The following is a 14,334-nucleotide window of genomic DNA, read 5'->3' on the forward strand; positions in this document are numbered from 1 at the left end:
TTTTCAAAACCAGCACGATAACAATTGGTTACGAACATATTTATATGTCCCAAAAAATCCTGATATACACTTTGAGATTTCTCTTTATCCTGATTCTGTTGAGTTCCTGTGATGAAAGGGATTATACCAACCGGGAAGGAAAGGTGCATATCCGAAAGTCGGATTCAGGGTTTGAAATTATAAAAGACAACAAACCTTTCAAGGTTAAGGGAGTAGCAGGACAAGCCCGTTATATTCCCGAACTCGCAGCGGCAGGCGGCAATACGATCAGACTGTATGACACACTAAACTTAAATGCTGCATTAAACACTGCAAAAGCCAACAATATCTCAGTGATCATCGATATTCCTATTCCTCCCTATAATGCATCTGTAAATTACTATGCTTCCGAAAAGCATCGTAAAATGACACTCAATATGGTGAAAAAGTTGATAAACAGGTATAAGGGAAACGAAGCTGTATTAATGTGGGTACTCGGCAATGAAATTAATTTTCCCCATAGTGGTGACGGAGGAGGATTTGTTCCATTTTATTCGGAATTGATCGACGTTATTCATAAGATCGACCCTGATCATCCTGTTACTACCACAATTCCTCAGGCAGGGAAAAGAGATATCCTCAACTTATACTACAAGACGGACCTGGACCTTATATCCATCAATATCTTCGGCGGGATCAACACCCTTAAAAAGCAAGTAAATAAGATATCATTACTCTGGGACGGCCCTTACCTTTTAAGCGAATGGAGTGATGAAGGACCCTGGACGGAAGATCTTACAAGATGGGGAGCTCCTTTAGAACCGACAAGCGAAAAGAAGGCAGAAAGATTCAGTGAACGCTATCATACCTATATCGATAATCTTTCAGACAACTGCCTTGGGAGTCTTGCATTCTATTGGGGAAACAAACAAGAACGTACCCATACCTGGTTCAGCCTTTTCTCTGAACAGGGCTCAAAAACACAGATGGTCTATGAACTGGAAAGAATTTTTAAAATGGATTCCAGTATTCCGAATCTGGCACCTCGCATCGACTATATCCTCCTTAATCAACGAGGAGCTCAGGAAAGTCAGTTGCTTTTTAACAATGACATCAATATTGCAGACGTATACTTCAGTGCAGATGATTGTAGCAATATTCAGGTAAGCTGGGAAATACTACCGGAAGTCTGGAATACATTAAAAGCTGACAAGGACAGAGAAGACCGACCCGCAAATTTTAACCATCTTATAGTAGATAAAAATGATCACCTTATAAAATTCATTACTCCTGATGAGGAAGGTCCCTATCGCTTATTCGTCTATATCGATGATAACAACGGAACCTTTGCTACCGCAAATCTACCATTTTATGTAATCAACCAGCCCAATGCAAAAAATTAAAGGCGTTATAAAACCAACCAAAAAGGAGATCATTGTCCTTAGGATCATGATCTTTCTGGGCGTACTGAGCTTAATCAATTTTGGTTATTGGTTCTTTAACCCGAAATATATAGATAATACATTTTTATACATATTACTCTGCATCGCATTGGGATATACCTCACTGAGAATTCTATATGAATGGTATCACTACTGGAGCATTTCAATTCCCGAAGAAAAAACTCTTGAAAAAAACTTTACTGTTGACTTTCTCACCACCTATTTCCCGGGGGAGCCTTATGAAATGATCGAGGAAACACTGATCGCTATAAAGAATGTCTCATACCCGCACACTACCATCCTTTGCGATGAAGCAAACGACCCTTATCTAAAAGATTTTTGCCGATTACATGGCATCAAACATATTAGTCGTGATAACAGGATCGATGCTAAAGCCGGTAATATTAATAATGCACTTCAAAAGATCGCTACCGGAGAGATCTGTGTGATTCTGGATCCGGATCATGTACCTCAACCTGATTTTCTGGATCCAATAATCCCTTATTTTCAGGATGAAAAGATAGGGTATGTTCAGGTGGTTCAGGCTTATAAAAATCTGGATGAATCTTATGTAGCCAAAGGTGCCGCCCAGCAAACTTTTCAGTTCTACGGACCGATGATGATGACCATGAACAGCTACGGCACTGTGAACGCAATCGGCGCTAATTGCACTTTCCGAAGAGCCGCTTTGGATTCCATTGGAGGACATGCTCCAGGTTTATCGGAAGATATGCACACTGCCATGCAGTTGCATGCCAAAGGATGGAAATCGGTATACGTTCCTAAAGTTCTGGCTCGCGGACTTGTTCCTGCTTCACTTACAGCCTATTTCAAGCAACAATTAAAATGGTCCAGAGGAACCCTTGAGTTACTTGTTTCGGTGTACCCAAAACTCTTCAGACACTTCACCTGGAGACAAAAGATTCATTACGGAACCATTCCACTGCATTATCTCATCGGAATCATATATATCATCAATTTCCTGCTACCGGTCATAGCATTATTGACTTCAACAACACCCTGGAAAGGCAATATCGTTTTCTTCGGACTCATTACTTTTCCATTCATCGCCAGTTTAATGCTGATCCGAACTTTTGTTCAACGATGGGTCATGGAAGAAAATGAGCGCGGTTTTCATGTGGTCGGAGGTTTATTACAGATCAGTGCCTGGTGGGTTTTTTGCCTAGGTTTAGTCTATACGATCTTCAGAAAAAAAGTACCCTACCTCCCTACACCAAAGACGGGAGATGATAAAACAAGCTGGAAATTACTGGCTCCTAACATCTTCATAGCCCTGCTATCGGTTTCCGCTATAATCATTGGACTATTAAAGGATTTTTCACCGTTCAGTATCTTCATGTCAGGATTTGCATTCCTCAACACCTGCTTTATGCTATTTAGCATCTATCTGGGCAGCCATGTCTATCAGGACCGTGACAAGATAGAACACAACATCAAAAGGAAAATCTTCAAGGTAAACTATATGTTCAAACATATCCTGTGGGAATTCAGACACGATGTATATCGCAAGGTAAGAAAGGTAGCTTTTCTGGTTCTCATCATGAGTTTTCTCACCTCCTTCGGACTTGTTTATTACGATAATTACCTGAAATGGGAAGGAGTTAAATCCTATCCGGAACTACCGAGCTTACCCGATAAAATGCTGGGAATATACATACCCGACAAATCTAACGGTATCAGCAACCCAAAAGACATTCGCAAAGCTGAATTAAATATCAGCACTAGATTCGATATAATTTCACATTACTTACCCTGGGGAGATGGTAATGAACAAAATCTCGGCCGCATTCTGGAAATCAGCAAAAAGGAAGATGTCATCCCGATGATCACCTGGGAACCATGGGCCAGTACCTTCAAATATTCAGGAGAATATCCATCACTGGAAGACGAAAAAGAAATTTTTAGTCATATAAGCAAAGGAGTTTTTGACCAATATCTCCTTGATTTCTGTGAACGAATCAAGACTTTCAGGGAACCGGTTTACATACGTTTTGCCCATGAATTCGATAATCCCTCCTATCCATGGAGTACCACAGGTGATAATACACCTGCTGCCTTTAAAGAAGCCTGGAAATACCTGGTCGATTTCTTCCGGGACCATGGTGCTCATAACGTAAAATGGATCTGGAGTCCATGGAAGCCCAAAGCAATCAATAACTATTACCCTGGTGATAACTATGTAGACTATGTAGCCTTCACAGCCTTGAACTATGGAATACTCAACCCCGACGGAAAATCGTATAGCCTAACAGAACTTTATCTCCCACTCCGAAATGCAATGATCGCAGCATCTATTAAAAAACCCGTAATCTTCGCAGAATTCGGAAGTCTTAAAATAGAAACAAATCAAAAGGAATGGCTACAGAATGCTCTTCGCGATATTTACAATGATTTCCCTGAAGTTAAAGGTATTGTTTTCTTTGACAGCAAGATCGATTATAATATACCGGAAACCGAACTTCAGTTAAATAGATTAGACTGGAGTATTGCGAACACCAAAGATCTCAGAGAGGAACTGTGGACCCAGGAGGAAACACAATACGGAGTAAGCCTGCTACCTATAGACCAAAATATATCTCAGTCCGCTATCACTTCTTTAAATAGATCCCTGAATAAGAATATAATTGGTATCAGCTATAAAAAGGGTCAAAACTGGTATAAGAACTATCAGGTAATGGACAGGAGAACGGTAATGTCGGATATCGGTAAAATGAAAGATTTAGGCCTGAACACCATTAAATACTATGGAAGTAATGTCTATAATTACAATATGTTCAATGCAGCTGAATTTCATAATATGAAGCTCATTTATGGGCTGTGGATCCCGGATGAGATCGGAGATGGTTTTCATCCGGATGAAAATTACACCAAAGATCTGCTTGCTCAGGTAAAACGACTTCGTAATGAAAAGAACATTATCGCATGGAATCTTGGTAACGATATCCTAACTAAAATGGAATCCTACTACAAGTCGCCAAAATCTGAAGAAGCGAAATCAGCTTATTTAAAATGGCTCAATGACCTGGTGTACCAGATCAATGCGATAGATGGTAGCAGACCGGTCATTATCGATATTGAAGTGAACCGTTTCGCTTTGAAACATACAAAACTACTCTTAGAACAGGTCAATGGCATCGGACTTCCAGGTATCACGATCAGAGAAAAGACTTACCTGGATGAATATCTGGCGTACCTGAACAACCGCGGTATTTGTTATATGGTAGGTGATGTAGAACCACAATTACTTACCGACATAAAAGGTTTAAAATATCGTAAACAAAGCTTTATCATTCGTAACTGGCAAGACCAGCATGAAAGTAATCTGGTAACATTCGATGGCATCGTTGATCATCAGGGACACTTTAAAAACGAATATTTTAGCATTGATAATTATCTGAATTTAAACAGCACTTCTGAACCGCTGAAAAAAGTAAAGATCTTAAAGCCGGCTGCACTACTCTATCCTGGACACTCCTATGAATATTACGCATTGATTCAGGAGGAAAATGAGAAAAGATGGTCCTATACCGATCGTATTCCAGAAGCACAACTCGAATGGAATCTTGTCAAGTGTGATAATTTTGGAAATCCTTTAGCGCTTAAAATTATAGGACACGGTAAAAAGTTAGATCTGAAAATTCCTCAGGATTACGAAAACTATCGTCTGGTACTTAAATACACCAAAGATGACCAGGTTTCCATTACGGAAGATATACTGAACTCCAAAGTTTCCGATTCAGAAAATTCTGAAGATACATCTGCTATTGTAGAATATTAGAGGAAATAGTTCTGGCAATTTCAGTACAGAGCTTTTTTGCACTTTGAGAATAAAGATGAGACCCGTCATAGGTTTGATAGGTTTCACCGGTACGTGCATAATTTAAATACGGGACATTCATCTCAGAAGAAATCGCTTCCATCTGTGTATCCAGTTCAGGCCACACCCCATCCTCAAGAGCAAGAATTCCAGGATGCATTGGAATGCGCAGTATATAGACCCTACCCCGTGTTTTTAAATAAGCAACAGTTTTTTTAAACCATTCCATTCGATAGGAAGATTTATATTCCGGAATGTAAGCTGCTAGTTTTGTATATCCTTCAACCGTTTCCTTTTGCCAAAATTTAATATCCTCCTGAGTAATGGTATATCCACCCCCCTCAAGTTTGAACTCTTCCCACCCATTGGAATGGAACACTGAGGTTAAGCGGTGTTCATGCGGAAATATACCTTTGTATAACGCCCTGCCAAAACACTTTCTGACGTATTCAAGATTAGGATCCTCATTGAGATCTTTAACTTTCCCAATCATCATTTGACGATCAAATTCCAGAATATCTTCATCGTTTACCAATCTGTTGGAAACCGAAAAACTTCCCGGCGTAACCGAAAGTATAAAAATTCCATTCGTCACAGAATCCGCTATCTTTTTTTTAACCGCCTCAAGATACACTTCTCCATAGGGGGATTGAGATTTTTCAAATGCAAAATTCAGAAAGGGCTTAGCATAGTCCACAGATTTGAGATTATCTTCCAGCGTTTGTGGGTCCATCGCATAATGAGCCCTGGAGAGACCAAGAATCATACTGCCAGCCTTATGTGTGAACTTAGAATAATCATCACTCACAAAGCTCTTGGTAAGCTTTAATGCAGATAAAAGATATACACCGATAAGCAGTATCGCTAAAAATGCGACCTTTAAAAGAAATATGAGCACCTTTCTTTTCAAAACTGGAAATAAATAAAGTTATTTTGACGATTTACACTGAATAAAACCATGATAACCACAAAGGAGATATAGATACTCCATCGTATAGCCGGAGATTTGATCTCCAGTAATTCATAAACTTTCGAATTACCTTTATAAAAATGAATTACCTGAACCAAAATGATAAGCATAAATGAAAGAACAAGTTCAGTTCTGTCATGTACCACATTTATAAAGGTAGAGTCAAGACTAAACATATTCCTGATATATAATAACGCATGCAACACTGTAGGAGACCTAAAGAAAATAAGGGAAAAGGAAAGTCCTAAAAACACCACTGCATTACAAAGCACCTTAAACCCTCTGGATTCCACAGGTATTCGTAAGACCTTGAAGACCTTAAATCGAAATTTCCAGGTGACCATTTCAATAAGGAAGAACAATCCACAAATGATTCCCCAAACAATAAAAGTCCAGTTAGCACCATGCCAGAGACCATTAAAGAAAAATACAAACATCATGGCAAGTCCTCTGGAAAAATTAAGCTTACGCACCAATGGCCTGTACAGATAATCACGAAACCATTGCATCAGTGATATATGCCATTTTCTCCAAAATTCCCCAAAACTTCTAACGAAGAAAGGCCGGTTAAAGTTCTGCATCAGATCAAATCCGAGTACCAGTGCCGCACCGATCGCGATCGTACAATAAGCTGAAAAATCAAAATATATCTGAAACGCAAAGAATATACTACCGATTAGCAAAGGTAACCCTCTATGAACTGAAGGATCCAAAAATACTTCATCTACATAGACTCCGACCCGGTCAGCTACAACCAGTTTCAGGAAAAAGCCCCAGGCCATGAGAACAATACCTCTTCGAATACGCTGAAGGTCAAGGGTCATCCTTTTTTCAAACTGCGGAATTAACCTGTTTGCCCTTTCAATAGGCCCGGCGACCAACTGCGGAAAGAAAGCAACATAAAGTGCATACTTCCCAAAATGTCTCAAGGGTTCTACCTGACGCCTGTATACATCAATACTATAGCTAAGGGTCTGAAAAGTATAGAAACTAATACCGATCGGCAACAGGATCTTATTGAAAACATAAACGTGATCGCCACCTTCGCCAAACAATTCGATACCAAAAAAGTGCAGTAATGACTTTGAACTTTCGGTAAAGAAAATAAAATACTTAAAAAAGAATAACATTCCCAAATTCCCGACGATACTCATCCAAAGATATCGTTTCCGAATCTTGTTATCGGTATGCTCATGCATCTTCAACCCACAGAAATAATCAAGACAGGTCGATGCCATGAGTAAAATGATCAGACTCGGTTGCATCGCCATATAAAAATAATAGCTACACAGCAATAACCATAGCCATCTGTACTTATGTGGCATAATGAAGTATGCAAGAGCCACTAAAGGGAAAAAGAATAAAAACTCAAATGAATTAAATAACATTCCGAGCAACGATTGAGGTCTACTCAAATTTAACAGAATAAAACAAAATCAACACCTTATCAGGTTTAAATGCTAAAAATATTGTCGTACGACATCGCACCCTTTGTAGGATAATCTTTCCGAAAAAGAAAGAAAATCAGAATAACGGCATTGATTATTAATTGCTTTTTCCACACTTTCCCGATTTAAATTAAGCCTCCAAGCACATAAGAATCATTCACTGATTACTGACCCCGGAAAAATTGAAAATAAACATGTTAAATTGTATTTTTTCATCCAGCAAATCACAATGACTGCCTGCATAAAAATACTTTTTACCCTAAATGAAGCCCACACTCTCTGTTTTCCAACACTTTAGTCGGGTCAAAATACTTAAATTCATTTTCAAGTTCATTTGAAAGTAAGTAGTTATCGAGTTCCTCATCTGTAGCATAAAAGAACGGACTTACCTTTATTACTCCGGAAGCATCAGAAGAAACGATATCGAGTGTATCACGAAAAGCAGTTTGTCCCTTTCTTAAATTCGTAAACCATAGATCCGGTTTATAGGTTGACATTGCCCTTCTGAATGGCTCGAGTTTCACCTGTTCCGTAAATAATTTATGGTTTGGGTCGTCAATACCCGGAATACCCTGAAATAAGGAATCTCTATATGCAGCCGTTTGCTGAGGCACGAATAATTTAACATTCAGCTTTAATTGATCGATGGTCTTACGGGCATGGTTATAGGTATTGGGTGTATTATAACCTGTATCACACCAGATCACAGGAATATCAGATAACTGCTCAGAGACCAGATGCAGAATTGCCGCTTCATAGGGCCGGAAATTAGTAGTTACAACAGGATTCTTAGCCTGTGCCAATGCCCATGCTACGACCTCTTCCGGAGATGCCGTTCTGAGCTTGCTGTTAATTGATCGAATATCCATATCTGCACCTATATTTTGTTTTATAGGGCAAAGATACTAATACTCTAGTAATCTACTAGATTAATTCGCTGTTTTTTTCAGAAGTTAGATCTGCAAGTGTAGTATTCTCAAGGACTTTAAGTGTACTATCCCGTACTTCGATCATAAGTTTACTCAGTGAACATTCCATTTCATCAGGACAATCATCACACTTTTCATAAAAGTTGAGACTTACACATGGAAGCATGGCTATAGGTCCTTCCAGGATACGTATGAGGGAAGCAATAGTGATATCCTCTGGTTCACGGATGAGATAATAACCTCCTCCTTTTCCTTTTTTAGAACCAAGGAAGCCAGTATTCTTCAATTGTAACAAAATGATCTCAAGAAACTTCTTTGAAATATTTTCTTTTTCAGAAATCTCTGAGATCAGCACCGGAGCCTTTGATTTCTTCCTGGCTATATAAGTAAGAGCTTTTAATCCGTATTTGGTCTTTTTGGAAAGCATGAATTGTTACAATTAATTTTAGTTCGGAATAAACATAATCAAATTATTCAACGAAACCAATTTTTGGCTCATTTTCAGCGATATGCATAACGGAGTGGCCTAAATCCTTATTTCTTTGGCAAAAAGATCTCTGCCATCATACATCGGGCACTACCACCTCCGTACTTTTCTATAGTAGGCAGTGGCGTATAAAGAATACGGGCATAATTTTCAATTTTACTGATCTGATCAGAATTCAGAGACCGAAAAGCAGCCTCACTCATCACCAGTAACTTTTGATTTGCTTTGTTTTGAATCTCCAGCATATTACCGGCAAAGCGATGCATTTGCTCCTCGGTAATTGAGATGATCTCCTTACCATCCATTTTCAGATGCTGAACAAGGTTTTTTTTCTCCTTTTTATCATCGATACTATCCAGGCAAACCACTGCAAATGATTCACCGACATTCATCATAACATTAGTATGATAAATAGGCTTACGTGCTCCATCAACCGTTTGAAGCGCATTAAAGATTACCGGAAAATACTCAAGATCTTCACAAAATTCAATAAAAAGATCTTCATCAGCACGTTCAGACAGCGCACAATAGGCTTTGCGGTTTACCCTGTCAAGAATGATACTTCCAGTACCTTCCAGAAAGATCCCTTCATCTTCTGCCTCGGTATAATCATAGACATCCTGAATAACGAATCCATTCTCCTCTATCAATTCTAACACATCCTCCCTCCGCTCCAGTCTCCTGTTTTCTGCAAACATTGGATAAACAACGGCATTACCGTTTTCATGAAAACTAATCCAGTTATTCGGAAATACGGAATCCGGCGTATCCTGTTCTTTAGTGTCATCAGCAACAATCACAGCAACTCCATTATCACGTAGCAGTGAAACGAAATTGTCAAATTCAGCCTGCGCCCGCGCATTCACGGTTGCCTGCAATTCGTTACCCGACTCCTGGAAATAATTATTGACTGCGGTTTGCTCATTCATTCGGAAACCTACCGGACGAATCATTAATAAGGTATCTGTATTCTGTTTCATTACTGAAAATCCTATTCGACAAAATTAATATTTTTTAATGATCAATCTCTGATCAAAGGCATTGTTGAACAACGCAATAACCCTTCCTGCTTAGCGATCTCCGCATAAGGAATCTCTTCTACCATCATTCCTCTTTCCCGTAACCAATTGTTCAATCGGGTAAAATTCTTTTCAGAAACCACCACTTCGGTCGAAATGGAAAACACATTACTGAACATGTCGTACATTTCATTCCGGGTAATCTGAAATAAGTTATCCTTACCAAACAGTTCCTCCAGATAAAGATATTCTGACTCATGAATGAACCCATCCCTGTAAACGATCGCCATATTCTTTCCGACCGGTTGAAAACAACAATCAAGATGCAGGGCATTATCTCTTGCGATGGTATTGGACTTAATGAGATCGAAACTCTTTACGGTCCTATGCGGAAACAGATCCCGAATAAAATCTACGGCGCTTACATTCGTTCTGGCTGTGATAAACTTCGGATAATCAGAACCCGAATAAGTGCCTATAAAAATATGACCATCATGAAGCATTACATCTCCACCTTCGATATGAACTGCGGCCGGAGGTGTAATGATTTTGTTAGGTTCGATCTCCTCGAATATATAACTGATTGCCTCGAGTTCGGCCTCACGATCGGGAAGAATATTTGACTTGATGATCTTATCTTCAATTACCATCGCAATATCCCTTGAAAAGATCTGATTACAATTTTCGATGATCTCTGGTCGAAATACCTTCACATCATAACGTTCGAGAACTGCTCTGAAAGCTTCCATCTCAGGAATCATATCTTTTTCTACCGGATACGTACCTGCTAATATATGTTCTCGGGATTTAGGATCATAAGCCTCTTCAAATCCGGGTGTTGGTCCATTGCTCTGGGCAGTCCCTAATACAACAGCCCTGAGGCGTGAAGTCTCGTCATTAACATTTAACTTGAGCATATATCAAGATTTGAGCAAATATAGAAAAAGCGGGATATTCCTTTTAGCAAACATCCCGCTCTTTATATATATTTAACAAGTAAGACTATCTTTTATCGATATCTACGAAAGGTCTTGAATTTTCACCTACATAAACCTGTCTTGGTCTACCGATAGGTTCTTTCTTAAGACGCATTTCTCTCCATTGAGCGATCCACCCGGGAAGTCTTCCCAGAGCGAACATCACTGTAAACATTTGTGTTGGAATCCCAAGGGATCTATAGATTATACCAGAATAGAAATCAACATTCGGATATAGTTTTCTATCTACGAAATACGGATCTTCCAATGCCTGCTTTTCAAGTCCCTTTGCAATATTGAGCACCGGATCTTCAACACCAAGATCACCAAGTACTTCATCTGCAGCTTTCTTAATAATTCTGGCGCGTGGATCAAAGTTTTTATAAACTCTGTGTCCGAAGCCCATCAATCGGAATGGATCATCTTTATCTTTCGCTTTGGCCATATACTTTTCAGTATCACCACCATCATTCTTAATTCCTTCAAGCATTTCGATAACTGCCTGGTTTGCGCCGCCATGTAGTGGCCCCCATAATGCGGAAACACCCGCAGACAGGGAAGCAAAAAGACCAGCATGTGAAGAACCTACAATACGAACGGTCGAAGTAGAACAGTTCTGCTCATGATCCGCATGAAGGATAAGCAACTTATCCAAAGCATTGACCACAACAGGATTCATTTTATATTGTTCATTCGGCTTTTTGAACATCATGTACAGCATATTCTCCACATATCCAAGTGAAGAATCACCGTAATCATAAGGTTTAGCATTCATTTTTCTCAGAGTCCATGCAGCGAGAACAGGGAATTTACCCATGATCTTAACGATCGCATTATACATGTCCTGTTCTGAGTTAATATCTACTGAGGAAGGGTTAAAAGCGGTAAGGGCACTGGTAAGTGATGAGAGTACTCCCATCGGGTGAGCAGTTCTCGGAAAACTATCGACGATTTTCTTAACATCCTCATCAACCTCAGAATTGAGCTTGATATCGTGATGAAATTTATCGAGCTGTTGTTTGTTAGGAAGTTCTCCGAAAATCAGTAGGTATGCGACTTCCAGGAAATCTGCCTTTTCAGCAAGGTCTTCGATAGAATATCCGCGATATCTTAAAATTCCCTCTTCACCGTCAAGGTAAGTAATGGCACTTTCACATGAACCTGTATTTTTATAACCGGGATCTAAAGTAATCATCCCTGTCTCGGCTCTCAGACTCTTAATATCTATAGCCAGCTCATTTTCAGTGCCTTCCACAACAGGAAATTCATATTTTTTACCCTTATATTCTAAAGTTGCCTTTTCTGACATGTGTTTATAGTTTTTTTGATTTTTTACGAGTGTTGCGAAATTACGAAAATAACTATTAAAACTCGCCTGTTGACCCCTGTTTTTGGGAATCAAAGCGTTGGTATTTTGTTAAAAATCAAATAAACTAAAGGTTAACGTTCTCCTTTTGTATTTTGGATTTAACGGGGCGTTTATTATGTATTCTAACTTCCTTTGGCGGTTCGGGTTTTCTAAGATAAAGTTGTGAATAATATTTCTCCACTGAATCTTCCCAGCTAAATCTCTGCTTTTTACAGGTTTGCACAATATGCTTCCAGATCTCTTTTTCTTCAAAGAAGAGATCCACAGCATTAGAAAACACTTCTACAAGGTTGTTTTTTTTCTCTTCAAAGTTCTGACCATCAAAGCAAAAGCCGGTCTTTAAATGTTTTACCGTATCCTTTAAGCCTCCTGTATTATGCACAAAACAAGGCTGACCATTTCTCATGGCAAGCATCTGACTTATTCCACATGGTTCAAAGAGACTCGGCATAATGTAAAGATTTGATTCCAGATATAGCGAATCAATGATATCTTCCGATTGTCCGTTTATAAAGATGAAATTCTCGTATTCATAGCTAATCTCCCTGAAAAGCTCTTCATACTCCGGAGCACCTGTTCCCAGAACGATATAGACACCGTTGACCTGCTTCAGTTTTTCAAGCATTGCTCTCATAATCCCCGGATCTTCCATAAAGAAAAAGAACTTTTGCTCTGTTAACCGTGCCACACTACAACAGGTGAACGCAGGCCCCTGCTCCATAAGATTAGAAATCTTATTACCGGTATGTGCAAGAAAATCTGCCTTATACTTCTTGTTATGCTCCTGCAGCCATGCGAAAATGGCATGCAGACTATGTTTATATAATTGTTTGCGTTTTGCTACACGTATGTTCTTATAGTTACATCCGTTTAGTATACCGAAAAGACGATGTTCCTGTGCCGCTTGTTTAAGATCACCCTCAAGGCCTTCTCCACCGATAAAGGTTGGAGGATCACTGGGTAATTGCACATCTTCCATATAAGACGGAGACACTGTATGTACAGCATCCGCGAATCGAATCCCCACTGCCATAAGATTGATGCAATCGGTATACCTTGGATCCTTAACCCTTTCAAAATCATTTTCAAGTTCAGGATAGAATGCTTTGATGGAAGAATAATTGTTTTCCAGCGGTCTTATTCCCTGTATCGCTAAATTATGTATTGAATACACGACCCTAAGTTCTTTCAAACCCGAATATGCAGGATGATATTCACGCAAATATAAAAACAGACTGGTGTGCCAGTCGTGAAGATGCACAATATCAAGCTTTCCAAAACAATTTTGCTTAACTGCTTCAGCTACTGCCATACAAAAAAGAGAAAAGGTACAGGCATCCTGAAAAAATGGTTGTTCGGGATCATTAAAATAAATATGTGCAATATCCCCGGAACGAATATCCTGATGATCGATTACGAAATGTCGCAATCCCTCAAAATGCTTTTTACCCGGAACTTCATAAATGGCTGCTTCCTGCTCCATACCTCTGTAAACAAAGTTCAGTTTGGATATTAGATTTCCCATTTTATGTAAACGTCCATAGGCAGGTGTGATCACGTGAACAAGATCTCCCTGGGCAGCGATATGCCTGGGTATATCTCTTACCACATCTCCCATTCCGCCTGCTTTACAATTTGGAATGCCATCATTTTCTGCTGAAACAAATAAGAAATTAGTTTTCAATAGTCCGGATTTTGAAGGTTATAGAGGAATTTTTAACTGTATAAAAGTTAGTAATTTAAAATCATTTTAAAAAAAACCTCACTATTAAATGAATGTTAATTCGACCAGTGGAAACCGGACCTACATCAAAGATAATTTTTCTTACAAAAAAAACGGACTACCCTATAAGGATAGTCCGCAGAATATTTAATG

10 protein-coding genes are annotated in these 14,334 nt (G+C 39.1%); 2 read left to right on the plus strand and 8 right to left on the minus strand.

The window, feature by feature from the left end:
* The first annotated feature begins 44 nt into the window (after positions 1-44).
* The gene (locus tag DMZ48_RS06670) at positions 45-1,382 is read left to right on the plus strand and encodes a cellulase family glycosylhydrolase (protein ID WP_143954355.1); all 1,338 of its coding nucleotides are present in this window, start codon (positions 45-47) and stop codon (positions 1,380-1,382) included.
* A complete protein-coding gene (locus DMZ48_RS06675) occupies positions 1,369-5,220 on the plus strand; it encodes a glycosyltransferase (protein WP_143954356.1) in 3,852 nt (1,283 codons plus the stop codon). The genes DMZ48_RS06670 and DMZ48_RS06675 overlap by 14 nt, the downstream gene beginning before the upstream one ends.
* Here DMZ48_RS06675 and DMZ48_RS06680 read toward each other — a convergent pair.
* From DMZ48_RS06680 to DMZ48_RS06715, 8 genes are all read right to left on the minus strand, one after another.
* Positions 5,204-6,169, minus strand: a complete 966-nt coding sequence (locus DMZ48_RS06680) for a hypothetical protein (RefSeq protein WP_143954357.1) — start codon at positions 6,167-6,169, stop codon at positions 5,204-5,206. The two genes, DMZ48_RS06675 and DMZ48_RS06680, sit on opposite strands and share 17 nt — an antisense overlap.
* Positions 6,166-7,617: an MBOAT family O-acyltransferase gene (locus tag DMZ48_RS06685; protein WP_143954358.1), complete on the minus strand. Its 1,452-nt coding sequence runs from the start codon at positions 7,615-7,617 to the stop codon at positions 6,166-6,168. Before DMZ48_RS06685 ends, DMZ48_RS06680 begins: the two co-directional genes overlap by 4 nt.
* Positions 7,618-7,931: 314 nt before the next feature.
* Positions 7,932-8,546, minus strand: a complete 615-nt coding sequence (locus DMZ48_RS06690; protein WP_143954359.1) for a phosphoadenosine phosphosulfate reductase domain-containing protein — start codon at positions 8,544-8,546, stop codon at positions 7,932-7,934.
* A 55-nt stretch (positions 8,547-8,601) separates the two neighbouring features.
* Positions 8,602-9,033, minus strand: coding sequence for an RrF2 family transcriptional regulator (locus DMZ48_RS06695; protein WP_143954360.1), 432 nt, complete (start codon positions 9,031-9,033; stop codon positions 8,602-8,604).
* Positions 9,034-9,140: 107 nt separating this feature from the next.
* Positions 9,141-10,073 carry a citrulline utilization hydrolase CtlX gene (ctlX, locus tag DMZ48_RS06700; RefSeq protein ID WP_143954361.1) on the minus strand — a complete coding sequence of 311 codons (933 nt, stop codon included), beginning with the start codon at positions 10,071-10,073 and terminating at the stop codon, positions 9,141-9,143.
* Positions 10,074-10,114: 41 nt separating this feature from the next.
* The gene (locus DMZ48_RS06705; RefSeq protein WP_143954362.1) at positions 10,115-11,029 is read right to left on the minus strand and encodes a dimethylarginine dimethylaminohydrolase family protein; all 915 of its coding nucleotides are present in this window, start codon (positions 11,027-11,029) and stop codon (positions 10,115-10,117) included.
* Between the two features lie 85 nt (positions 11,030-11,114).
* The gene (locus DMZ48_RS06710; protein ID WP_143954363.1) at positions 11,115-12,398 is read right to left on the minus strand and encodes a citrate synthase; all 1,284 of its coding nucleotides are present in this window, start codon (positions 12,396-12,398) and stop codon (positions 11,115-11,117) included.
* A gap of 124 nt (positions 12,399-12,522) precedes the next feature.
* Positions 12,523-14,142 (minus strand): glycogen synthase, encoded by a 1,620-nt coding sequence (locus DMZ48_RS06715; protein WP_143954364.1) that lies wholly within the window; start codon positions 14,140-14,142, stop codon positions 12,523-12,525.
* Between the last annotated feature and the right edge of the window lie 192 nt (positions 14,143-14,334).

Origin of the sequence: Robertkochia solimangrovi (genome assembly GCF_007279655.1) — a bacterium.
Taxonomy (GTDB): domain Bacteria; phylum Bacteroidota; class Bacteroidia; order Flavobacteriales; family Flavobacteriaceae; genus Robertkochia; species Robertkochia solimangrovi.

Coding starts and splice junctions, on each gene's coding strand:
- DMZ48_RS06670 (WP_143954355.1), top strand. CDS start 45: ATGTCCCAAAAAATCCTGATATACACTTTGAGATTTCTCTTTATCCTG.
- DMZ48_RS06675 (WP_143954356.1), top strand. CDS start 1,369: ATGCAAAAAATTAAAGGCGTTATAAAACCAACCAAAAAGGAGATCATT.
- DMZ48_RS06685 (WP_143954358.1), bottom strand. CDS start 7,617: ATGTTATTTAATTCATTTGAGTTTTTATTCTTTTTCCCTTTAGTGGCT.
- DMZ48_RS06690 (WP_143954359.1), bottom strand. CDS start 8,546: ATGGATATTCGATCAATTAACAGCAAGCTCAGAACGGCATCTCCGGAA.
- DMZ48_RS06695 (WP_143954360.1), bottom strand. CDS start 9,033: ATGCTTTCCAAAAAGACCAAATACGGATTAAAAGCTCTTACTTATATA.
- ctlX (WP_143954361.1), bottom strand. CDS start 10,073: ATGAAACAGAATACAGATACCTTATTAATGATTCGTCCGGTAGGTTTC.
- DMZ48_RS06705 (WP_143954362.1), bottom strand. CDS start 11,029: ATGCTCAAGTTAAATGTTAATGACGAGACTTCACGCCTCAGGGCTGTT.
- DMZ48_RS06710 (WP_143954363.1), bottom strand. CDS start 12,398: ATGTCAGAAAAGGCAACTTTAGAATATAAGGGTAAAAAATATGAATTT.